At 71.8% G+C, this 22,338-nt stretch carries 16 protein-coding genes and 1 pseudogene; 6 read left to right on the forward strand and 11 right to left on the reverse strand.

The genetic code is table 11. From position 1 onward, the window contains the following. Positions 1 to 197 precede the first annotated feature (197 nt). Positions 198 to 1,223, forward strand: coding sequence for an ATP-dependent 6-phosphofructokinase (locus ACZ4M5_RS11795; RefSeq protein WP_467735489.1), 1,026 nt, complete (start codon positions 198 to 200; stop codon positions 1,221 to 1,223). On the opposite strand, the gene ACZ4M5_RS11800 is transcribed toward ACZ4M5_RS11795, so the two are convergent. The 6 genes from ACZ4M5_RS11800 to ACZ4M5_RS11825 all read right to left on the reverse strand — a co-directional run bounded on the left by ACZ4M5_RS11800 (position 1,220) and on the right by ACZ4M5_RS11825 (position 7,989). After that, entirely contained in the window at positions 1,220 to 1,960 is a 741-nt protein-coding gene (locus tag ACZ4M5_RS11800; RefSeq protein WP_467735491.1) for an XRE family transcriptional regulator, read from the reverse strand. The two genes, ACZ4M5_RS11795 and ACZ4M5_RS11800, sit on opposite strands and share 4 nt — an antisense overlap. Before the next feature lie 408 nt (positions 1,961 to 2,368). After that, on the reverse strand, positions 2,369 to 3,208 hold the full coding sequence (locus ACZ4M5_RS11805; protein WP_467735493.1) for a carbohydrate ABC transporter permease: 840 nt from the start codon (positions 3,206 to 3,208) through the stop codon (positions 2,369 to 2,371). A 5-nt stretch (positions 3,209 to 3,213) separates the two neighbouring features. After that, positions 3,214 to 4,134 carry a carbohydrate ABC transporter permease gene (locus tag ACZ4M5_RS11810; protein WP_467735495.1) on the reverse strand — a complete coding sequence of 307 codons (921 nt, stop codon included), beginning with the start codon at positions 4,132 to 4,134 and terminating at the stop codon, positions 3,214 to 3,216. A gap of 13 nt (positions 4,135 to 4,147) precedes the next feature. Next, positions 4,148 to 5,515: an extracellular solute-binding protein gene (locus ACZ4M5_RS11815; RefSeq protein WP_467735497.1), complete on the reverse strand. Its 1,368-nt coding sequence runs from the start codon at positions 5,513 to 5,515 to the stop codon at positions 4,148 to 4,150. Between the two features lie 120 nt (positions 5,516 to 5,635). Then, complete coding sequence (locus ACZ4M5_RS11820) at positions 5,636 to 6,325, reverse strand: response regulator (protein WP_467735498.1); 690 nt, start codon at positions 6,323 to 6,325, stop codon at positions 5,636 to 5,638. Beyond that, positions 6,322 to 7,989, reverse strand: a complete 1,668-nt coding sequence (locus tag ACZ4M5_RS11825) for a sensor histidine kinase (RefSeq protein WP_467735500.1) — start codon at positions 7,987 to 7,989, stop codon at positions 6,322 to 6,324. Before ACZ4M5_RS11825 ends, ACZ4M5_RS11820 begins: the two co-directional genes overlap by 4 nt. A 187-nt stretch (positions 7,990 to 8,176) precedes the next feature. On the opposite strand from ACZ4M5_RS11825, the gene ACZ4M5_RS11830 reads away from it, so the two are divergent. Further along, a complete protein-coding gene (locus tag ACZ4M5_RS11830) occupies positions 8,177 to 9,583 on the forward strand; it encodes a cation:dicarboxylate symporter family transporter (protein WP_467735502.1) in 1,407 nt (468 codons plus the stop codon). Positions 9,584 to 9,664: 81 nt separating this feature from the next. Here the strand turns inward: ACZ4M5_RS11830 and ACZ4M5_RS11835 are convergent, their stop codons facing one another. Next, positions 9,665 to 10,303, reverse strand: coding sequence for a TetR/AcrR family transcriptional regulator (locus ACZ4M5_RS11835; RefSeq protein WP_467735504.1), 639 nt, complete (start codon positions 10,301 to 10,303; stop codon positions 9,665 to 9,667). 136 nt (positions 10,304 to 10,439) lie between these two features. On the opposite strand from ACZ4M5_RS11835, the gene ACZ4M5_RS11840 reads away from it, so the two are divergent. The 4 genes from ACZ4M5_RS11840 (at position 10,440) to ACZ4M5_RS11855 (ending at position 15,399) form a co-directional block, all read left to right on the forward strand. Beyond that, on the forward strand, positions 10,440 to 12,110 hold the full coding sequence (locus ACZ4M5_RS11840) for a DHA2 family efflux MFS transporter permease subunit (RefSeq protein ID WP_467735506.1): 1,671 nt from the start codon (positions 10,440 to 10,442) through the stop codon (positions 12,108 to 12,110). A 129-nt stretch (positions 12,111 to 12,239) separates the two neighbouring features. Beyond that, positions 12,240 to 12,650, forward strand: coding sequence for a MerR family transcriptional regulator (locus tag ACZ4M5_RS11845; protein WP_467735508.1), 411 nt, complete (start codon positions 12,240 to 12,242; stop codon positions 12,648 to 12,650). 20 nt (positions 12,651 to 12,670) lie between these two features. Then, positions 12,671 to 12,985 carry a thioredoxin family protein gene (locus ACZ4M5_RS11850; RefSeq protein ID WP_467735583.1) on the forward strand — a complete coding sequence of 105 codons (315 nt, stop codon included), beginning with the start codon at positions 12,671 to 12,673 and terminating at the stop codon, positions 12,983 to 12,985. A gap of 182 nt (positions 12,986 to 13,167) precedes the next feature. Next, positions 13,168 to 15,399: a HelD family protein gene (locus ACZ4M5_RS11855; RefSeq protein WP_467735510.1), complete on the forward strand. Its 2,232-nt coding sequence runs from the start codon at positions 13,168 to 13,170 to the stop codon at positions 15,397 to 15,399. 69 nt (positions 15,400 to 15,468) lie between these two features. On the opposite strand, the gene glgB is transcribed toward ACZ4M5_RS11855, so the two are convergent. The 4 genes and pseudogenes from glgB to ACZ4M5_RS11875 form a co-directional block, all read right to left on the reverse strand. After that, positions 15,469 to 18,390: a 1,4-alpha-glucan branching enzyme gene (gene glgB / locus ACZ4M5_RS11860; RefSeq protein ID WP_467735512.1), complete on the reverse strand. Its 2,922-nt coding sequence runs from the start codon at positions 18,388 to 18,390 to the stop codon at positions 15,469 to 15,471. 29 nt (positions 18,391 to 18,419) lie between these two features. After that, on the reverse strand, positions 18,420 to 19,862 hold the full coding sequence (locus tag ACZ4M5_RS11865) for a maltokinase N-terminal cap-like domain-containing protein (protein ID WP_467735514.1): 1,443 nt from the start codon (positions 19,860 to 19,862) through the stop codon (positions 18,420 to 18,422). A 194-nt stretch (positions 19,863 to 20,056) separates the two neighbouring features. Further along, entirely contained in the window at positions 20,057 to 21,757 is a 1,701-nt protein-coding gene (gene treS / locus ACZ4M5_RS11870) for a maltose alpha-D-glucosyltransferase (protein ID WP_467735516.1), read from the reverse strand. Next, positions 21,754 to 22,338: pseudogene (locus tag ACZ4M5_RS11875) on the reverse strand (alpha-1,4-glucan--maltose-1-phosphate maltosyltransferase); the annotation flags it as partial. The gene treS and the pseudogene ACZ4M5_RS11875, both read right to left, overlap by 4 nt.

Consider the following 22,338-nt stretch of genomic DNA (forward strand, 5'->3'; position numbering starts at 1 on the left):
CCAAGGGGGGCGGCCCTGCCTCACGGCTATCCAGCCAGAGGCACAAAAATCGCCCACCGAGGTGAGCAGAACCCTCTTGACAATACCTCTGCCGCTAGATAAGGCGCCCGTCAGAAGGGGGTTCCACAGCTGTCCGCGGGGCGTGAAAGAATCGGCAGTGCTCACCGGTGTCTACAGCGAGCAGGAGACAGAGCACGATGCGTATCGGAGTTCTCACCGCAGGCGGCGACTGCCCCGGACTGAACGCCGTGATCCGGTCGGTCGTGCACCGGGCGGTCGACAACTACGGCGACGAGGTCATCGGGTTCGAGGACGGGTACGCGGGGCTGCTCGACGGGCGCTACCGCAACCTCGACCTGGAGTCCGTCAGCGGCATCCTGGCCCGCGGCGGCACCATCCTCGGCTCGTCCCGGCTGGAGCGCGACCGGCTCCGCGAGGCCTGCGAGAACGCCTCCGACATGATCCACCAGTTCGGCATCGACGCGCTCATCCCGATCGGCGGCGAGGGCACCCTCACGGCGGCCCGCATGCTGTCCGACGCGGGCCTGCCCGTCGTGGGCGTGCCCAAGACGATCGACAACGACATCTCCTCCACCGACCGCACCTTCGGCTTCGACACCGCGGTCGGTGTCGCCACCGAGGCGATGGACCGCCTGAAGACCACCGCGGAGTCCCACCAGCGGGTGATGGTGGTCGAGGTCATGGGCCGCCACGCCGGCTGGATCGCCCTGGAGTCCGGCATGGCCGCCGGTGCGCACGGGATCTGCCTGCCGGAGCGCCCGTTCGACCCGGCGGACCTCGCGAAGATGGTCGAGGAGCGCTTCTCCCGCGGCAAGAAGTTCGCCGTGGTGTGCGTGGCCGAGGGCGCCCACCCGGTCGACGGCTCCATGGACTACGGCAAGGGCGCCATAGACAAGTTCGGCCACGAGCGCTTCCAGGGCATCGGCACCGCCCTCGCCCATGAGTTGGAGCGGCGCCTGGGCAAGGAGGCCAAGCCGGTCATCCTCGGCCACGTCCAGCGCGGCGGTGTGCCGACCGCCTACGACCGGGTGCTCGCCACGCGGTTCGGCTGGCACGCGGTGGAGGCCGCGCACCAGGGCCGCTTCGGCCGGATGACGGCGTTGCGCGGGACGGACATCGTGATGGTGCCGCTCGCGGAGGCCGTGACCGAGCTGAAGACGGTCCCGAAGGACCGCATGGACGAGGCCGAGTCGGTCTTCTAGGCCTCACGGCCGCCCTCCTCCTGGAGCTTCGTCCAGAAGTGCTCGACGATCCGGTCCAGGAACTCCTGACCGGCGCCGCCCGCGTCACCGCGGCCACCGCCCCAGCTGAGGGTGGCGGCCATGTGCCCCTGGTAGTCCCCGTGCAGCCCCTGCAGGGTCGCCTCCAGGGACCGCCGGGTCAGCGGCACCAGCCGGGCCACCGGGCGCACATAGGCCTGCCAGCGGGTGGTGGCCGCGCTGCGCAGCAGTTCGCCGAGCTTGCGCTCGCGTCCCGTGACGGCGACGAAGTCGGGCAGGTCGAGGCCGAGCACCTCGGCCAGGGCCGTCGACTGGCGCTCGGTCCCGCGCCAGTGGTCGGTCTCCTCCATCCGCAGATAGGCGTGCACGTCGTGACCCACGGCGCGGGCCACGTCCTCGGGCGCGAGGCAGCGCGCGATGCGGTGTTCGCGCAGCGTGCGCGGCCTGCCGATGAGTTCGGCGGGCGAGCACCACAGCACGCCCGCCAGAGCGGTGAGTTCGGAGCCGCTGGGGGCGGTCAGTCCGCGCTCCCAGTCGACGACGTGCTCGGGGGTGACGTGGGCGTGTCCGTAGGAGACCCGCATGCCGTAGGCGACATGCTCGGGGGCCATGCCGAGGGCCGCCCGCAGACGGCGGGCCGCGGAGGCGTCGAAGGGCGGGGGAGCGGTCGCGGGAGGGGGATCGCCCGGACGGGGTGATGGTCGGCGCACGCGCCACAAGCTAGGGGTGCCCGACGGCGCCGACTACGGGCTGTTCGGCCAGGATCACGGATTGTAGGAACGTACGGCTACCCGCCGGTTCGGGTGGAGCGGGGGAGCGCCTGTCGGGTGGACGGGTGTGCGGCCGGACCGGATGTGCGCGCCGGTGCGCGCGGGCGCGCGAGCTCCCGGGACACGAGAACGGCAAGCTCAACGGGCATATGCGTCGATCGCGCACCGCGCCCGTCTCCCGGCAGCTCGCGGCGCCGGGGCGGACGGCGGCGGGAACGCGGTCGCCCGTGCGGACGGCAGTCGAAGGCGGGTGCGTCGCCGTCAACCCCCCGCGCGCGGACGGAAGGCGGCACTCCGCGGCGCGATCCGTACGCTGCCCGCCGTCCGTCGGCCTCCCTCACCCGGCCCCGGACCCGTTCAGCCCTTCACCGCCCCGCCCAGGGCGAACCCGCCCCCCAGCCGGCGCGCGATGAGGACGTACAGGAGGATCACCGGCGTCGAGTACACGATCGAGAACGCGGCCAGCTGCCCGTAGGCCACCATGCCGCGGTTGCCGAAGAAGTCGTTGATGCTGACCGACGCCGGCATCTGGTCGGGGGTGAGCAGGAGCATGAAGGGCACGAAGAAGTTCCCCCACATCATGACGAAGGAGAAGACCGTCACCACGGCCACGCCCGGGCCCATCAGCGGCAGCACGATCCGCAGCAGCGACTGCGGGGCGGACGCGCCGTCGGTCCAGGCCGCCTCCTCCAGTTCCTTCGGGACGCCGTCCATGAAGTTCTTCATCAACCAGATGGCGAACGGCAGTTGGGAGGCGGCGAAGAAGAGGATCGTGCCCTGCACGGTGTCGATCAGGTCCACCCGGACGAAGAGCGCGTAGACCGGAACCATGATCGCCGTGATGGGCAGGCTCGTCGCGAACAGGATCGTCAGCAGGAACGGCCGGTTGAAGCGGGAGCGGAACCGGGACAGCGGATAGGCGGCCAGGACCGCGCAGACCACGGTCAGCAGGGTCGCCCCGCCGCACAGGACGAGGCTGTTGAGCAGGGGCGTGAAGGTGATCTCGGGGGTCAGGATCGCGTCGAAGTTGTCCAGGGTCAGCCCGTCGGGCGCCTTGACGCTGAGACCGGCGTGCGGATCGAGGGCGGACAGGACGACCCAGGCCAGGGGCAGGACGAACGCGGCGGCGACCACCAGCAGTCCCGCGTCGGCGGCCAGCCGGCGGCGGGCGCGGCGCGCGGCGAGGGTGTACGGCATGGGCGTCAGACCTCCGTCCGCAGCAGGCGCAGGTACACCAGGGAGAACAGGGAGCCGACCACGAGCAGCAGCAGGGCCACCGCCGTGCCGTAGCCGATCAGGGAGTTCTGGAAGGCCTGTTCGTACATGAACAGGGGCAGGGTCTGGCTCCTGCCGCCCGGGCCGCCCCTGGTCATCACCCAGATCAGTCCGAACACCGAGAGGGTCTGCAGGGTGTTGAGCATCAGGTTCGTGCCGATGGAACGGCGGATCATCGGCAGGGTGATGTGCCACCACCGGCGCCAGCCGCCCGCCCCGTCGACCTCGGCCGCCTCGGTGATCTCCTGCGGGATCTCGTTCAGCGCGGCCGAGTACACCAGCATCGAGAACGCCGTGCCCCGCCAGACGTTGGCGAAGGACACCGCCAGGATCGGCAGGGTGAACAGCCAGTTCTGGGTGGGCAGACGGAGCCACTCCAGCACGGCGTTCAGGGTGCCCTCGCGGCGGAAGAAGGCGTACAGCAGGAAGCCGGCCACCACCTCCGGCAGCACCCACGCCGTGACCACGATGCCGCCGGTGAGGGTGCGGACCGGTCCCGACGCGCGCCGCATCAGCGCGGCGAGGGCCAGGCCCAGGGTGTTCTGCCCGATCAGCGACGACAGGACCGTGAACACCAGCGTCAGCCATACGGCGTTGAGGAACGCCTCGTCCCCGAAGGCCCGGGTGAAGTTGTCGAAGCCGACGAACGACTCCTGGGCCTGGCCGGTGAGCTGGAGGTCGGTGAAGGCGAGGTAGACGCAGTAGCCGATCGGGCCGGCGAGGAAGAGGAGCAGCAGGACGACCGCGGGGGCCAGGGGCAGCGCCCGCACCGGCAGGCGGGGGCCGCGTGCCGGGCGGGGGTCCGGGGAGGTCTTGGTGAGGCGCGGGTGCGGTGCGGTGGCGGTCATGCGCGGTCCTCGCTCACCGCGTGGTCACCTGGCCGTCCGTGGCGTCCTTCAGCGCGTCGGTGTAGGCGGCGGCCGCCTCCTGGACCGACGCGTCACCCGTGGTGACGCTCTCCATCGCCTCCTGGACGGCCGTGGAGACCTTCGGGTACGCCGGGTAGGCGGGGCGGTAGTGGGTGTGCGCGACCAGGTCCGTGAAGAACGCGATGCCGGGCTGGGCGTCGACGTACGCGGGGTCCTCGGCGACGTCCTCGCGGACGGCGATGCCCGAGTTGGCCACGTACCACTTCCGGGCGTTGGCCTTGGTCTGCATCGTCCTGATGAACGCGAAGGCCAGGTCCGGGTTGCCGGCCTTGGCGGGGATCGACCAGGTCCAGCCGCCGGACATGCTCACCTTGCCGGGCGCCTGGCCGTGCTGGGTGGGCATGGCGGCCAGGCCCAGTTCCCTCGACCACTCGGGCCACTCGTGGCCGCTGCCGGGCAGCCAGTCCTGCGGCAGCCAGGAGCCGTCCAGGGCGATGCCGAGCTTGCCCTGCGGCAGCCACTCGCCGCGCACCCGGGTCATGACGTTGGGGTCGAGGGCGTCGGAGACGTCCGGGCCGAGCTTCTCCTCGTAGACCGTCTCGACGAAGGAGAGGGCGTCCCGGAAGCCCTGTCCGCCGGCGATCCACTTCTTGCTCGACTTGTCGTAGAGGGGGTCCGCGGCGCCGTCGTTCGTGCCGTAGAGCAGCATCTCGAAGGTCTGCATGGTGGCTGCCTCGCCGACCGGCTTGCCGGTGTAGACGTTCAGCGGGATGACACCGGGGACCTTCCTCTTGATGGTGCGGGCGGCCGCCAGGACGTCGTTCCAGGTCCGGGGCTGCCAGTCAGCGGGCAGGCCGGCCTTGGCGAAGACGTCCTTGTCGAACCACAGGCCGCGGGTGTCGGTGCCGTCGGGGACGCCGTAGGTCTTGCCGTCCTCGCCCTGGGCGGCGGCCTTCGCCGTGTCGATGAACCGCTTCCAGTCCGGCCACGTGGCGAGGTACGCGTCGAGGGGCTTCAAGTACCCGCTGGTGATGTCCGAGTTGATCAGGAACGTGTCCTCGTAGACCAGGTCGGGCGCGGTCTTGGGGGAGCGGAGCATCTGCTGGAGCTTGGTGTAGTACTCCGAGTCCGGGGCCTTGATCGGCACCAGCTCGACCTTCTTGCCGGGGTGGGCCTTCTCGAACTGCTTCTTGATGTCGGCGAGATAGGTGTCCATCACCTTCACGGAGTTGTCCGTGGACTGCTTGAAGGAGACCTTCACGGTGTCCGGGTCGCTGCCGGAACCTCCGCCGCAGGCGGTGAGGGCGGTGGCGGCGAGGGCCAGGGCGACGAGGGGGGTGAGGGCGGCGGTGGGGCGCACGGGCACGACCTCCTACGGGCGCACTTCGTTGTGGCCGGGACGGCTGCGTCGTGAACCTAAGTTGAGTGGTCTAGTCAGGTCAATGCGTGTGCGGGGGTTCGCTCGCCGGCTGAGGGACCGTCACTGGCCCGTGACCCAGCGGTACTGCAGTTCCGGCCGGCCCACCGTGCCGTACTGCGGGCGGCGGGCCGCACGGCCGGCGTCGACCAGGTGCTCCAGGTAACGGCGGGCGGTGATGCGGGAGATGCCCACGCTCTCGGCGACGCCGGCGGCCGTCAGGCCCTCGGCGCTGTCGCGCAGGGCGAGGGTCACCCGCTCCAGGGTCGGTGCGCTCAGGCCCTTGGGCAGGGCGGCCGGGCCGGGTGCGCGCAGGGCAGCCAGGGCCCGGTCCACCTCGTCCTGCCCGCTCGCCTCGCCGACGGCCGCGTGGAACTCGGCGTAGCGCACCAGCCGGTCGCGCAGGGTGGCGAAGGTGAACGGCTTCAGGACGTACTGCACCACCCCCAGCGAGACGCCCTCGCGGACGACGGCCAGGTCGCGGGCCGACGTCACCGCTATCACGTCGGCCTGGTGCCCGGACGCCCGCAGGGAACGCGCCAGTTGCAGTCCGTGCCCGTCCGGCAGGTGCAGATCGAGCAGGAGCAGGTCGACCGGGGTCCGCTCCAGGATCCGGCGGGCCTCCGCGCCCGTGTGGGCCTTGCCCACGGCGACGAACCCGGGCACACGGCCGACGTAGAGGACGTGGGCGTCGGCGGCCACCGGATCGTCCTCCACCACCAGGACGCGGATGGCGTGCTCGTCGCCGCTCATGCGTCGTCTCCCGCGCCCGTGCCGGCGGTGGCCGCGGCGGTCACGCCCCGGTCCGTCCCCGGCTCCCGCAGCGGCAGCCGCACCTCGAACTCGGCCCCGCCCCCGTCGGCCTCCGCCACGGTCAGCGAGCCCCCGTGCCTGCGGGCCGTCTGCCGGACCAGCGCGAGTCCCAGGCCCCGGCCGCCCGGGCCCGCCGGCTTGGTCGAGAAGCCGCGCTCGAAGACCGCCTCGGCGTGGGCGGGGTCGACGCCCGGACCCGTGTCCGAGACCCGCAGCACCAGCTCCGGGCCGGTCGCGGGACGCTGGGTGCGGGCCGTGACCGTCACCCGGGCCCGCACGGTGCCCTGGGCCGCGTCCACCGCGTTGTCGATCAGGTTGCCCAGGATGGTGACCAGGTCCCGGGCGGGCAGGGTCTCGGGCAGCAGTCCGTCGTCCAGGCTGCTGTCCGGCGACACCACCAGCTCCACGCCCCGCTCGTTCGCCTGGGCCGTCTTGCCGAGCAGCAGCGCCGCCAGCACCGGCTCGCTCACCGCCGCCACGACCTGGTCGGTCAGGGCCTGCGCCAGCTCCAGCTCGGCCGTGGCGAACTCCACCGCCTCCTGTGCCCGGCCCAGCTCGATCAGCGAGACGACGGTGTGCAGCCGGTTCGCCGCCTCGTGCGCCTGGGAGCGCAGGGCCTGGGTGAAGCCTCGCTCGGAGTCCAGCTCGCCCGTCAGGGACTGCAGTTCCGTGACGTCGCGCAGGGTGGCGACCGTGCCGCGCCGCTCCCCGCCCGACACCGGCGAGGTGTTGATCACCAGCACCCGGGTCGCCGTCAGGTGCACCTCGTCCACCCGCGGCTCCGACGCCAGCAGCGCACCCGTGAGCGGCGCGGGCAGCCCGAGCTCCGCCACCGACCTGCCCACCACGTCCCCCGCCACGCCGAGCAACTCCCGCCCTCCGTCGTTGATCAGCGCCACACGGTACTGCCCGTCCAGCATCAGCAGCCCCTCACGCACGGCGTGCAGGGCGGCCTGATGGTAGTCGTGCATCCGGCTCAGCTCGGTCGCGTTCATCCCGTGGGTGTGGCGGCGCAGCCGGGCGTTGACGACGTACGTGCCGACCGCGCCCAGCAGCAGCGCGCCGGCCGCGACGCCGAGCAGGGCCGTCAGCTGGTCCTGCACCCGCTGGGTGATCTGCTCGACCCGGATGCCCGCGCTGACCAGGCCGACCACCCGGTCGCCGTCCCGTATCGGGGTGACCGCGCGGACCGACGGGCCGAGCGTGCCGGTGTAGGTCTCGGTGAAGGTCTGACCCCGCAGGGCCCGCTCGGTGTGCCCCTGGAAGGTCTGGCCGATCTGCCGGGCATCGGGGTGGGTCCAGCGGATGCCCCGCGGATCCATGATCGTGACGAAGTCGACCTCGGTGTCCCGCATGACCTTCAGCGCGTACGGCTGCAGCTCGGCGGTCGGATCGGGGGTGCGGGCCGCCGCGAGCACGGAAGGGGAGTCCGCGACGGACCGGGCCACCGCCCTGGCCTGGCGTGCCGCCGCCTCCTCGGCCTGACTGCGGTCGCTGACATAGGTGAACAGCGCATATCCGGCCACGACGACCGCTATCAGCACGGCCTGCATGGCGAAGAGCTGCCCCGCCAGGCTGCGGGGGCGGGGGACGGTGAGGCGCATGCCGTCAGTCTGCACCGTGGCCGATTGTGAACTAAATGAACGGAAGGGTGACCGCGCTCACAGCGCACGACATAGTCACGGCATTCCCCATAACGCATCTCCGGGAGCCCCGTGCTGTTTCCCCGGAGTTTCCCCGGACGTGAGCCGCACGCCGGTGATGCCGACGACGTCGTCAAGGAGGGCCGCCGTGACCAGCGCAGCCGATACGGCACCTGCCGCACCCCGAGCCAGGCGGGACCGCACGCACTACCTGTACATCGCGGTGATCATCGCGGTCGCCGCCGGTATCGCGGTGGGTCTGGCCGCACCCGACTTCGCGCAGGAGCTCAAGCCGATCGGCACCGGGTTCGTGGCCCTGATCAAGATGATGATCTCGCCGATCATCTTCTGCACGATCGTGCTGGGCATCGGTTCGGTCCGCAAGGCCGCCAAGGTCGGTGCCGTCGGCGGTATCGCCCTGGGCTACTTCATGGTCATGTCGCTGGTCGCGCTGGCCATCGGCCTGGTGGTCGGCAACATCCTGGAGCCGGGCACCGGCCTCGCGGTGACCGACGCGGTCAAGGACGCCGGACACGCGCAGATCGACGCGGAGGCCAAGGACACCACCGAGTTCCTGCTGGGGATCATCCCGACCACCATCGTGTCGGCCTTCACCAGCGAGTCGGTGCTCCAGACCCTGCTGATCGCCCTGCTCGCGGGCTTCGCCCTGCAGGGCATGGGCGCGGCCGGGCAGCCGATCCTGCGCGGCATCGAGCACATCCAGCGGCTGGTCTTCCGCATCCTGGCCATGGTGATGTGGGCGGCCCCGATCGGCGCGTTCGGCGCGATCGCCGCCGTCACCGGCTCGGCCGGCGTCGAGGCGCTCAAGAGCCTGGCCGTGCTGATGCTCGGCTTCTACGTGACCTGCTTCCTGTTCGTCTTCCTGGTGCTGGGCACCCTGCTGCGCGTGGTGTCGGGGCTCAACGTCTTCTCGCTGTTCAAGTACCTGGGCCGCGAGTTCCTGCTGATCCTGTCCACGTCCTCCTCCGAGTCCGCGCTGCCGCGGCTCATCGCCAAGATGGAGCACCTGGGCGTCAGCAAGCCGGTGGTCGGCATCACCGTCCCGACGGGCTACTCCTTCAACCTCGACGGCACCATGATCTACATGACCATGGCGTCGCTGTTCATCGCCGACGCCATGGGCACCCCGATGTCCGTCGGTGAGCAGATCCCGCTGCTGCTGTTCCTGCTGGTCGCCTCCAAGGGCGCCGCCGGTGTCACCGGCGCCGGCCTCGCGACCCTGGCCGGCGGTCTGCAGTCGCACAAGCCGGCCCTGGTGGACGGCATCGGCCTCATCGTCGGCATCGACCGCTTCATGAGCGAGGCCCGCGCCCTGACGAACTTCGCGGGCAACGCCGTGGCCACCGTGCTGATCGGCACCTGGACCAAGGAGATCGACCGGGAGCGCGTCGACCAGGTGCTCGCCGGCCGGCTGCCCTTCGACGAGAAGACGCTGCTCGACGACGGGCACGGCGGGCCGGAGGACCGGGCCGCGGACGACCCGGCCGGGGAGGTTCCCGGGCAGGGCGGCGAGAAGGAACTGGCGAAGGCCTGAGGGCCGCTTCGCCCCGCGGACGCCGGGCGGCCGGGCGACGACCCCCCCGTCGCCCGGCCGTCCGGTCCCACCCCGCGCAGTTCAGTCGTTCAGCTTCGCCACCAGCGCGGTGGCGTCGGAGGCGGGCACGCCCGCCGCGGTCAGGATGGTGACCGCGGCGCAGCGGCCCGCCTCCCGCGCGTCCACGAGCCCGTCGTTCACCGCCTCCATCAGCGCCACCAGCATCTGCTCGTGCACGTACGCGAGCGCCGGCGGGGGCAGCGGTGAGCTGAAGACGCCGCGCCCGACCCCGCGCCGCAGCACCTCGGTGGCGGCCTCGCGGACGGGGGCGAGCCGCTCCCGGATGCCCTGCATGGTGACCGTGCGCTGGGCGAGCGCGATCAGCAGCCGGTAGCGGTCGGCCAGCTCCCAGACCGCCAGCACCGAGCGGGCCACGGCCTCCGCCGGGTCCTGCACCCCCTCCCGGCCGGCCGCGTGCGCGGCCGACAGCGCCTGCACCGCCTCGTCGACGAGTGTGCTGATCAGCGCCTCGCGGTTGGGGAAGTGCCCGTACACGGTCCGCCGGACGACACCGGCGGCACGGGCGATCTGGTCCATGGACGCGTCGGGGTCGCGCAGCAGCTCGGCCAGGGCGACGTCGAGGATGCGGCGCCGGTTGGCGTCGGCGCGGCTGGAGTGGCCGGGGGCGCGGCCGGTGTGACCGGTGGGCATGCCAGCCATTCTGCCCGCCCCGCCCGGCGGGACGCCTCCGTTGTTTGCACAGTGCTGTGCAACAGGCGTACATTGCACATGACTGAGCAATTGCACAGTGCTGTGCAATCACCGTCGCGCACACCGGAGGAAGGCGACCCCTGCCATGCGACTCGTCGTGACCGAACCGGCCGACAGGACGGACCAGCCCTACGCACGCCGCTGGTGGGCGCTGCTGGTGCTCTGCCTGAGCCTGCTGATCATCGTGATGGCGAACACGGCCCTGACCGTCGCCGCGCCCGACATGACCGCCGACCTCGGCCTGACCAGTGCCGATCTGCAGTGGGTGATCGACGGTTACACCGTCCCCTACGCGGCGCTGATGCTGCTGCTCGGTGCGATAGGCGACAAGTACAGCCGCCGGGGCGCGCTCGTCGCGGGGCTGGTGGTGTTCGGCGGCGGCTCCGTCTTCGGCTTCCTCGCCGACAGTGCCGCGACCGTGATCGCCGCCCGGGCCGTGATGGGCGCGGGCGCCGCGATGATCATGCCGGCCACGCTCTCGCTGCTCGCCGCGACCTTCCCGCGGTCCGAGCGCGCCAAGGCCATCACCCTGTGGACCGCCACCGCCGGGCTCGCCATCGCGGCCGGGCCCCTGGTCGCCGGGGCCCTGCTGGAGCGGCACGGCTGGTCGTCGACGTTCCTCATCAACGTGCCCGTCGCGGCCCTCGCCGTGGTCGGCGCCTTCGTCCTCGTACCGCCGTCCCGGGCCGGGCACCGCGGCCGGATCGACTACGGCGGCGGACTGCTGTCGGTGGTGTGGATCGCCGCGCTCGTCTACATGATCATCGAGGGTCCGCACTTCGGCTGGGGCGTCAAGGCCGTCACGGCCGCTGTCGTCGCCGGCGCCGGCCTCGTGGCCTTCGTGCTGTGGGAGCTGCGTCACCCGCGCCCGGTCCTCGACGTCCGCCGCTTCACGGACCGCGGCTTCGCCGGGTCCAACCTCGCCGTCGCGCTGTTCTTCCTGGCCGTCTTCGGCGCCTTCTACTACCTGACCCAGCACCTGCAGTTCGTGCTCGGCTACGACGCCCTGGACACCGGGCTGCGCATGCTGCCGCTGGCCGGTGCGGTCTTCGCCGGTTCCGCGCTGACCGGCTACCTCACCCCCCGGGTCGGCATGAAGTGGACCGTCACGGCGGGCATGGCCGGGGGCACGGCGGCCCTGGCCCTGCTGACCCGGGTCGACTCCGCATCGTCCTACGGCGACTTCGTCGCACCCCTGATCGTCCTCGGCCTCGCGATCGGGCTGGCCCTCTCGCCCTGCACCGACGCGATCATGGGGGCGTTCCCGGAGCCGGAGCTGGGCGTCGGCGGCGCCGTGAACGACACCTCGCTGGAGCTGGGCGGCTCCCTCGGCATCGCCGTCCTGGGCTCGCTGCTGGCGACCTCCTACTCCGGCCACCTGTCCGACGCCACGTCCGGCAGCAAGCTGCCCGCCTCCGCCCTGGACACCGCCCAGGACTCGGTCGGCGCCGGCTACGCCGTCGCCCGGGAAATCGGCGACAGGGCGCGGCAGCTGGCCGAGCAGGCGGCCCACACCGGCGACCCCCAGCAGGCGGAGCGGCTGCGCGCCCAGGCCGAACAACTCGGCGGCGGCGCCCGGCAGATGACCGACGCGGTGGGTGCGGCCTTCTCCGACGCCGTCGCGCACACCAGCCTGGTCGGGGCCGTCGTCCTGGGCGCAGGCACCCTGCTGGTCGCCCTGCTGCTCCCCGGCCGGAACAAGCCGGAGCCCGAGCCCGCCGAGGAGCGGGAACCGGAGACCGCCGGGGCCCGCTAGGCCTACCGCCCTCGTCGTGCCGCCCGGCAGGCCCGCCCTGCCGGGCGGACGGCGCGAGCGGACGTCACGCAGCAGACCCCTCGAACCGCCGTTGCCTTGACGCCGGGGGCAAGGATTACGTTCGGCGGTATGCGAATCGGCGAGCTGGCCGCGCGGGCCGGGACCACGACGCGGACGCTGCGGTACTACGAGTCGCGGGGGCTGCTGCCCGCGCGGCGCACCGGGAACGGCTACCGCACCTACGACGAGAGCGATCTGCGGCTGCTGCGGCAGATCCGGACGCTGCAGGACTTCGGGTTCGACCTGGAGGAGACGCGGCCGTTCGTGGAGTGCCTGCGCGCCGGGCACCCCGAGGGGGACTCCTGCCCGGCGTCCCTCGCGGTCTACCGGCGCAAGCTGGACGAACTCGACGCGCTGATCGGCCAGCTGAGCACCGTGCGCGAGACGGTGGCACGGCAGCTGGCCCGCGCCGAGCTGGCCGCCGAGGCGGAGGTTCCGGGTGGTCCGGAACCCGTGTGCGAGCTGGGAGGGGACCCGTGACGAGCAGGGTGAGCGACGGCGTGACCGAGGTGACGGACGCCGATTTCGCGACCGAGGTGATCGGCGCGGAGCTGCCGGTGCTGGTGGAGTTCACGGCCGACTGGTGCCCGCCGTGCCGGCAGATGGGGCCGGTGCTGAAGGCCCTCGCCGCGGAGGAGGGTGAGCGGCTGAAAGTCGTGCAGCTGGACGTGGACGCCAACCCGGCCACGACCCACGCCTACAAAGTGCTGTCGATGCCGACCTTCCTGGTGTTCCGCGACGGTGAGCCCGTGAAGGCGATGGTGGGAGCACGGGCCAAGCGGCGGCTGCTCCAGGAGCTGGAGGAGGTGCTGTAGGCGATCGGCGGACGACCCGCCCGGAAACGGGAAATCCCCCGAGCAATTGCGCTCGGGGGATTTCCTTGCGTATATTTGTCTGTTCGTGACTTCAAGTTTATTGCAGTCACGGTGAAGTTCAGTGAGCACAGTATATCCGGGCGGGAGCGGAATTGTCAAACACCGAGTTTCCGGACGATGAATTGCGACAGGAACAGGAATTCATCGACGAGTTGTACGCGCGCGTGGACGCACTGCGCGGCGACGCCGAGACCTCCGTCACGGACGCGCTCGCCCAGGGCAACACGCCCATGCAGGCCAGGCTCGAACGGGACATCCTCGTCGCCGAGCGCTCCGGGCTGCTCGCCGCGCTGAACGCGGTGGACGGCTCCCTGTGCTTCGGCCGGATCGACCTCACCTCGGGCGTCAGCCACCACATCGGCCGCATCGGCCTGCGCACCGACGACACCGAGCGCACCCCCGTGCTGATCGACTGGCGCGCCGAGGTCGCCCGTCCCTTCTACCTGGCCACCGGGCACACCCCGATGGGACTCGCGCGCCGGCGGCACATCGCCACCGAGGGACGCCGCGTCACCCACCTGCACGACGAGATCCTCGACCTCGGCGACGAGACGCGCACCGGTCACGAGGACCCCACCGGCGACGCGGTCCTGCTCGCCGCGCTCAACTCCGCCCGTACCGGCCGCATGGGCGACATCGTGCGGACCATCCAGGCCGACCAGGACCGCATCATCCGCGCCCCGCACCGCGGGGTCCTGGTCGTGGAGGGCGGGCCGGGCACCGGCAAGACGGCCGTCGCCCTGCACCGTGCCGCCTACCTGCTGTACGAGCACCGGGAACTGCTCGCCAAGCGGGCCGTGCTGATCGTCGGGCCCAACCCGGCCTTCCTCGGCTACATCGGCGAGGTGCTGCCCTCGCTCGGCGAGACCGGCGTGCTCCTCGCGACCGTCGGCGAGCTGTACCCGGGCGTACGGGCGACCGCCGGCGACACCCCAGCGGCGGCCGCCGTGAAGGGGCGGGCCGAGATGGCGGACGTGCTCGCCGAGGCCGTCCGCAGCCGGCAGGCGCTGCCCGACCCCGTCATCACCGTCGAGCACGAGCGCGAGGTCCTGATGCTCGACGACGGTCTGGTCAACGTCGCCCGCGAGCGCACCCGTGCCGTGAAGCTGCCGCACAACGCGGCCCGCGAGCACTTCGAGGGCCACATCCTCAACGCGCTCACCGACCTGTACGCCGAGCGGATCGGCACCGACCCCTTCGACGGGTCCAGCCTCCTCGACCCCAGCGACATCACGCAGATCCGCGACGACCTCGCCGAGAACCCCGACGTGTGGGCGGCCGTCGACCGGTTGTGGCCGGTGCTCACCCCCGAGCGGCTCGTCGCGGACCTCCTCGCCGCGCCCGAGGAGTTCCTGTCCGCCGAGGACGCCGACGCCGTACGCCGGCCCGTGACCCGGCACTGGACCGTCGCGGACGTGCCGCTGCTGGACGAGGCCGCCGAACTCCTCGGCGAGGACGACCGGATCGCCCGGGACCGCGCCGCGCGCGAGCGGGAGCGGCAGATCGCCTACGCGCAGGGCGTGCTGGACGTGTCGTACGCCTCCCGGACCTACGAGTTCGAGGACAAGGAGGAGGACGACCCCGAGAGCTCCGAGGTGCTGTCCGCGCACGACATCATCGACGCCGAGCGGTTCGCCGAGCGGCACGAGGAGGACGACCACCGCAGCGCCGCCGAGCGCGCGGCGGCCGATCGCACCTGGGCGTTCGGGCACATCATCGTCGACGAGGCGCAGGAGCTGTCGCCCATGGCGTGGCGGCTGCTGATGCGGCGCAGCCCGACCCGCTCCATGACCCTGGTCGGCGATCCCGCGCAGACGGCGGAGGCGGCCGGGGTCGGCTCCTGGTCGGGCATCCTCGCCCCGTACGTGGAGGACCGCTGGGAGCACACCCGGCTGGGCGTCAACTACCGCACCCCCGCGGAGATCATGGACGTCGCGGCGGCCGTGGTGCGGGCCGAGAACCCGCGGTTCGAGCCGCCCGGCTCGGTCCGCTCCACGGGAGTGCGCCCCTGGGCCCGCCGCACCGACGACCTGCCCGGTGCCGTCGCCAAGGCGGTCGGGGAACTCACCCCCGCCGAGGGGCGGCTCGCGGTGATCGCCCCGCGCGACCTGCACCGCTCCCTGGCGGCGCGGCTGGACGGCGTCACGGCGGGCGGGGAACCCGACCTCACCCGCAGTGTGGTGCTGCTCGACCCGCGCCAGGCCAAGGGCCTGGAGTTCGACTCCGTGCTCGTCGTCGAACCCGGCCGCTACGGCACCAGCGACCTGTACGTGGCGCTGACCCGGGCCACCCAGCGGCTCGGCGTCGTGCACACCGGCCCCCTGCCCGAGGCGCTCGCCGACGCCCTGGCGTGACGCACCCGGAGCCGTACCCGGCCGTCCCCCGGCCGGGTACGGCGCGTCACCGCGGTGGTACCTGCCCTCTCAGGCCGGCCGCAGCCACACCGTCGCCAGCGGGGGCAGGGTCAGGCGGACGCTGGCCGGGCGGCCGTGCCAGGGCTGGGGCTCCGGCTTGACCGGGTCGGGGGCCGTCACGTCGCTGCCGCCGTAGCGGGCCGCGTCGGTGTTGAGGACCTCGTGCCAGGCGGGAATCTCCTCGGGGACGCCGAGACGGTAGTCGTGGCGGATCACCGGCGCGAAGTTGGAGACCGCCAGCAGCGGGTTGCCCTCCGGGTCCAGCCGCAGGAACGCCAGGACGTTGTCGTCGGCGGCGTCCCCGACGATCCACTCGAAGCCCGCCGGGTCGGTGTCCAGCCGCCACAGCGCCGGGGTGGCGCGGTACACCGCGTTGAGGTCGCGGACCAGGTCGCGCACGCCCCGGTGGTCCGCCTCCGCCCCGTAGCCCGGGTCGAGCAGCCACCAGTCCGGGCCGTGCGCCTCGGACCACTCCGCGCCCTGCGCGAACTCCTGGCCCATGAACAGCAGTTGCTTGCCCGGGTGGGCCCACATGTAACCGAGGTAGGAGCGCACCCCGGCCCGCTGCTGCCACCAGTCGCCCGGCATCTTCGACACCAGGGAACCCTTGCCGTGCACGACCTCGTCGTGCGAGATCGGCAGCACGTAGTTCTCGCTGTAGGCGTACACCATGGAGAATGTCATCTCCCCGTGGTGGTACTTGCGGTACACCGGCTCGTGGCTCATGTACTGCAGCGAGTCGTGCATCCAGCCCATGTTCCACTTCAGCCCGAAGCCGAGCCCGCCGAAGCCGCTCGGGCCCTTGTGGTGGGTGGCCCGCGTGACGCCGTCCCACGCGGTGGACTCCTCGGCGACGGTCACCACGCCGGGCACCCTGCGGTACACCGTCGCGTTCATCTCCTGCAGGAACGCCACCGCGTCCAGGTTCTCCCGGCCCCCGTGCTCGTTCGGTGTCCACTGGCCCGGTTCGCGGGAGTAGTCCAGGTAGAGCATCGAGGCGACCGCGTCCACGCGCAGCCCGTCGATGTGGAACTCCTCGCACCAGTACACCGCGTTCGCCACGAGGAAGTTGCGCACCTCGTTGCGCCCGAAGTCGAACTCCAGCGTCCCCCAGTCGGGATGCGCGGCCCGCAACGGGTCCGCGTGCTCGTACAGCGGGCGCCCGTCGAACTCGGCCAGCGCCCAGGCGTCCCGCGGGAAGTGCGCCGGCACCCAGTCCATGAGGACGCCGATGCCCGCCTGGTGCAACTTGTCGACCAGGTACCGGAAGTCGTCCGGCGTGCCCAGCCGGGCCGTCGGCGCGTAGAAGCCGGTGACCTGGTACCCCCAGGACCCGCCGAAGGGGTGCTCGGCGACCGGCATCAGCTCCACGTGCGTGAAACCGAGGTCCTTCACGTACGCGGGCAGCTGCTCGGCAAGCTGACGGTACGTCAGCCCCGGGCGCCAGGAGGGCAGGTGCACCTCGTACACGGAGAACGGCGCCTCGTGCGCGGGGGCCTGCGCGCGGCGCTCCAGCCACTCGGCGTCGCCCCACGCGTAGTCCGAGGAGGTGATGACCGACGACGTCGCGGGGGGCACCTCGGTGCGGCGGGCCATCGGGTCGGCGCGCAGCGTCCTCGACCCGTCGGGCCGGGTGATGTCGAACTTGTACAGCTCGCCCTCGCCGACGTCCGGCAGGAACAGCTCCCACACCCCGGACGAACCCAGCGACCGCATGACGTGCCCGGTGCCGTCCCAGAAGTTGAACGTGCCGGCCACGCGCACACCGCGGGCGTTCGGCGCCCACACCGCGAACCGGGTGCCGGTCACGCCCTGGTGCGTCGTCGGGTGGGCGCCCAGCGCCGTCCACAGCTCCTCGTGCCGGCCCTCACCGATCAGGTGCAGGTCGAGATCGCCGAGTGTGGGCAGGAAGCTGTAGGCGTCCGCCGTCTCCAGCAGGGTCCCCTCGTACTGCACCAGCAGCCGGTACTCCGGGACCTCCGTCAGCGGCAGCAGCCCCGAGAAGAACCCTTCGCCGTCGTCGTGCAGCTCCGCCCGCACCTCACCGGCGAGGACCGTCACCGCAAGGGCGTACGGACGGAACGCCCGGAAGGCGATGCCGCCGGGTACGGGGTGTGCGCCGAGCACGGAGTGCGGGTCGTGATGCGTGCCGTCGAGCAGCCGCGCGCGGTCCTTGGGGCCGACGGCGGGGGAGACGGCGACCTCCATCTCCGGAGGGGCCACCTGAGCGGCGGCGTCCCGCGCGGGAGCCTTCCCGGCCGGGGCCTTCCCGACGGCCTTCTTCACCGCCGTGGTCTTCTTCGCGGGGGCCTTCTTGGCGGGGGCCTTCTTGGCGGGGGCCTCGGCGGAGGCCGCCGGCGCGGCCGCCGCCTTCACGGCAGCGGCCTTGGTGGCCGCCGACTTCTTCGTCACGGTCTTCTTGACGGCGGCCTTCTTGACGGCGGCCTTCTCCGCCGGCGTCTTCTCGGCCGTGGTCTTGCGTGCGGTGGCCTTCTTCGCGACGGACTTCACCGCGGCCGTCCCGGTGGCCGTCGCCTTCTTCGCCGTCGCCTTCTTCGCCGTCGCCTTCTTCGCCGTGGTCTTCTTCGCGGTCGTGGCCGGTCCGGCGGTCGTGGTTGTCCCGGCGTCCGCCGGCTGCGTTGCCGCCGTCTTGGTCGCGGCGGCCTTCTTGGCCGTGGACTTCGCCGCGGCCGCCTTCTTCGTGACGGCCTTCTTGGCGGCCGCCGCCTTCTCGGGGGCCGCCTTCGCGGCAGTGGCCGTCTTCTTGACGGCCGCCTTCTTCGCGGCCGCCGTCTTCTTCGCCGCTGCCTGCTTCGGCACCGCCGTCTTCTTCGCGGCGCTCTTTCGCTGCGCGGCCGTGGGCTGCTCGGGGATCTTCTCCCCGGCCGTCCCCTTGGGACGCGGACCGCTGGACTCAGGACGGGGGGTCACGGGCGGAGCCTCCAGGGCGAGGGGGTGGGTCAGGTCAGGTGGCCGGACGAGGCCAGCCGCTCTATGGCGGCCAGCGGGACCGGCAGCCAGTCGGGGCGGTGCCGGGCCTCGTACACCACCTCGTAGATCGCCTTGTCCGTCTCGAAGGCGCGCAGCAGCACCGGGTCGGTGCGCGGGTCGCTGCCGGAGGCGTCGCCGTAGCCGGAGCAGAAGGCGGCCCGGCACGTCTCGGCCCAGTCCGGCTGGGCCGGGTCCACCGAGCGCGCCGCGTAGTCGAAGGAACGCAGCATGCCGGCCACGTCCCGCACCGCCGGCTGCGGCATGCGCCGCTCGGGCAGCGGACGGGCCGGTTCGCCCTCGAAGTCGATCAGCCACCACTCGCCGGACGGCGAGCGCAGGCACTGCCCCAGGTGGAGATCGCCGTGCACGCGCTGCGCGGTCCAGGTGCGGCCCTCCGAGGCCAGGTCGCCCAGCGCCGTGAACGCCGAGCGCAGACCGCCGGCGTAGGGGCGCAGCGCGGGCACCGCCTGGACCGCCGTGTCCAGGCGCTCGATCATGCCGTCGACCATCATCCGCAGTTGCATGTGGCCGAGCGTCACCGTGGGCAGTGCGCGGGCCAGCGCGGTGTGCACCTCGGCGGTGGCCCGTCCCAGGGCCCGTGCCTCGGCGGCGAAGTCCTCGCCCTTGGCCAGCTCGCGCAGGGCCAGCTCCCAGCCGTCCGAGGCACCCTGCAGGAACGGCTGCAGCACCCCCAGCACGTACGGCTCTCCGGCGAGATCCGCCGGGCCGCCCATGACGACCGGGTCGGCCGCGGGGTCGACGTCCGCGACCATCCAGGCCGTCGGCGCGGGCACCCGGGGGCAGCCCTCGCGGGCCAGCGCCAGCGGCAGCTCCAGATCGGGGTTGACCCCCGGCACGATCCGCCGCAACAGCTTCAGGATGAACGTATCTCCGTAGACGACCGACGAGTTGGACTGCTCGGCGGTCACCACGCGCGGCACCAGCCCCGAGCGGATGTCCTGCTGCGGGTCCCGGTCGAAACGGAGCCCGCCGATCCGTGCCCGGGTGCGCAGGGCCTCCAGGAGCAGTTCGGCGGGCCTGGTGTCGTGCAGGGCGTCGTAGACCGTGCGGCCGGCCAGCGGCCCCGTCGACACGTGTCCGATGAGCGCGGGCGCCAGCCGAGGCGGCAGCGCCTCGCGCACACCTATCAGCAGCTGGTAGCAGTCGCCGGGGTGGTCGGGCGCCCCGTGGGACGGCACGAGCGGCTGGTGGGCGCGCACGAGCAGGTGGTACAGACCGAGCTTCGCCGTGCCCGGGAGCAGCTCGGTGGCCCCGACCAGGGTGAAGCCGGTGACCGGCCGTCCTTTGCCCGCGAACCAGCGCTGCCGCGGCAGCCATTCCCGCAGCAGTGGCTCCAGGGATGCGAGTAGGCCGGGCGGGGTGGCGACGGTGCGTGTGACGGCTTCCGACATGGCCTCGCGTCCTTTCACCCATTCTTGATGCGCCCCCTGATGCCTGCAACCGGCCCGGACGGCGCTCCTCCGGCATACGCGGGTGGGCGGGGTGTTACTAGTGCGTGCCCCGGGCGGGGCGGAGGAAACGCCCCGCCACGGGGGTTTGCGGCCCGCCGCGCGGATCAGGCCTCAGCAGGCCTGTCGTTCGGGTGTCACACGGCGTCCTTGCGGAGCCGGAACCAGTAGAAACCGTGCCCGCCGAGGGTCAGCAGGTACGGCAGTTCACCGATCGCGGGGAAGCGGACCCCGCCGAACAGCTCCACCGGGTGCCGCCCCTCGAAGGCGCTCAGGTCCAGCTCCGTGGGCTGCGCGAAACGCGAGAAGTTGTTCACGCACAGCACCAGGTCGTCCTCGTACTCCCGCAGGAACGCCAGGACGGCGGGGTTGGACGAGGGCAGCTCGGTGTAGGAGCCGAGGCCGAACGCGGGGTTCTGCTTGCGGATCTCGATCATGCGCCGGGTCCAGTGCAGCAGCGACGACGGCGAGGCCATGGACGCCTCGACGTTGGTCACCTGGTAGCCGTAGACCGGGTCCATGATCGTGGGCAGGAACAGCCGCCCGGGATCGGACGAGGAGAAACCCGCGTTGCGGTCCGGCGTCCACTGCATCGGCGTGCGCACGGCGTCCCGGTCGCCGAGCCAGATGTTGTCGCCCATGCCGATCTCGTCGCCGTAGTACAGGATCGGCGAGCCGGGCAGCGACAGCAGCAGGGCCGTGAACAGCTCGATCTGGTTGCGGTCGTTGTCCAGCAGTGGGGCGAGCCTGCGGCGGATGCCGATGTTGGCCCGCATGCGCGGGTCCTTGGCGTACTCGGCCCACATGTAGTCGCGCTCTTCGTCGGTGACCATCTCGAGCGTCAGCTCGTCGTGGTTGCGCAGGAAGATGCCCCACTGGCAGCGCTCGGGGATGGCCGGGGTCTTGGCGAGGATCTCGGAGACCGGGTAGCGCGACTCGCGCCGCACGGCCATGAAGATCCGCGGCATGACCGGGAAGTGGAAGGCCATGTGGCACTCGTCGCCGCCGCTGGGGTAGTCGCCGAAGTAGTCGACGACGTCCTCGGGCCACTGGTTGGCCTCCGCCAGCAGCACGGTGTCGGGGTATTGGGCGTCGATCTCCTTGCGCACCCGCTTGAGGAAGTCGTGCGTCTCCGGGAGGTTCTCGCAGTTGGTGCCCTCCTGCTGGTACAGGTACGGCACCGCGTCCAGCCGGAACCCGTCGATACCCAGGTCCAGCCAGAACTTCAGCGCGGAGATCATCTCCTCCTGCACGGCCGGGTTCTCGTAGTTGAGGTCCGGCTGGTGCGAGAAGAAGCGGTGCCAGTAGTACTGCTTGCGGACCGGGTCGTAGGTCCAGTTGGAGGCCTCGGTGTCGACGAAGATGATCCGCGCGTCCTGGAACTGCTTGTCGTCGTCGGCCCACACGTAGTAGTCGCCGTAGGGGCCGTCGGGGTCCTTCCGCGACTCCTGGAACCACGGGTGCTGGTCGCTGGTGTGGTTCATGACGAAGTCGATGATCACGCGCATGCCGCGCTGGTGGGCGGCGTCGACGAACTCCACGAAGTCGGCGAGGTCGCCGAACTCGGGCAGCACGGCGGTGTAGTCGCTGACGTCGTAGCCACCGTCACGCAGGGGCGACTTGAAGAACGGCGGCAGCCACAGGCAGTCGACACCGAGCCACTGGAGGTAGTCCAGCTTGGCGGTCAGACCCTTGAGGTCGCCGACGCCGTCGCCGTTGCTGTCCTGGAACGAGCGGACCAGCACCTCGTAGAAGACGGCGCGCTTGAACCAGTCGGGGTCGCGGTCCCTGGCCGGGGTGTCCTCGAAGGTGTCCGGCACGGGTTCGTTGACGATCATATTGTGGGTGACCCTCCGATCTGCGGGGTGGACGGTCGCAGCACCGAGAAGACGTGCGCGGGACGCCGGCCCGGCTCGAGGCGCACATAGTTGGCCCTGCCCCAGTGATAGGTCTCGCCGGTGAGCTCGTCGCGCACCGGCACCGACTCGTGCCAGTCCAGGCCGAGTTGCGGCATGTCCAACGAGACCGTGGCCTCCTGGGTGTGGTGGGGATCGAGGTTCACGACCACCAGAACCGTGTTCGAACCCTGCCGCTTCGAGTACACGATCACCGCGTCCTGGTCCGCGTGGTGGAAGTGCAGGTCGCGCAGCTGCCGCAGGGCCGGGTTCTCCCTGCGGACGGTGTTGAGGCGGGTGATCAGCGGGGCGATGCTGCGTCCCTCGCGTTCGGCCGCCTCCCAGTCGCGGGGCCGCAGCTGGTACTTCTCCGAGTCCAGGTACTCCTCGCTGCCCTCCTTCAGCGGCACGTTCTCGCACAGCTCGTAGCCGGAGTAGATGCCCCACGTCGGTGACAGCGTGGCGGCGAGCACCGCGCGCACCTCGAAGGCCGGCCGGCCGCCGTGCTGCAGGTAGGCGTGCAG

The sequence above is a fragment of the Streptomyces sp. NPDC026246 genome (assembly GCF_055567995.1).

Coding starts and splice junctions, on each gene's coding strand:
- ACZ4M5_RS11795 (WP_467735489.1), top strand. CDS start 198: ATGCGTATCGGAGTTCTCACCGCAGGCGGCGACTGCCCCGGACTGAAC.
- ACZ4M5_RS11805 (WP_467735493.1), bottom strand. CDS start 3,208: ATGCCGTACACCCTCGCCGCGCGCCGCGCCCGCCGCCGGCTGGCCGCC.
- ACZ4M5_RS11810 (WP_467735495.1), bottom strand. CDS start 4,134: ATGACCGCCACCGCACCGCACCCGCGCCTCACCAAGACCTCCCCGGAC.
- ACZ4M5_RS11820 (WP_467735498.1), bottom strand. CDS start 6,325: ATGAGCGGCGACGAGCACGCCATCCGCGTCCTGGTGGTGGAGGACGAT.
- ACZ4M5_RS11825 (WP_467735500.1), bottom strand. CDS start 7,989: ATGCGCCTCACCGTCCCCCGCCCCCGCAGCCTGGCGGGGCAGCTCTTC.
- ACZ4M5_RS11835 (WP_467735504.1), bottom strand. CDS start 10,303: ATGGCTGGCATGCCCACCGGTCACACCGGCCGCGCCCCCGGCCACTCC.
- ACZ4M5_RS11840 (WP_467735506.1), top strand. CDS start 10,440: ATGCGACTCGTCGTGACCGAACCGGCCGACAGGACGGACCAGCCCTAC.
- ACZ4M5_RS11845 (WP_467735508.1), top strand. CDS start 12,240: ATGCGAATCGGCGAGCTGGCCGCGCGGGCCGGGACCACGACGCGGACG.
- ACZ4M5_RS11865 (WP_467735514.1), bottom strand. CDS start 19,862: ATGTCGGAAGCCGTCACACGCACCGTCGCCACCCCGCCCGGCCTACTC.
- treS (WP_467735516.1), bottom strand. CDS start 21,757: ATGATCGTCAACGAACCCGTGCCGGACACCTTCGAGGACACCCCGGCC.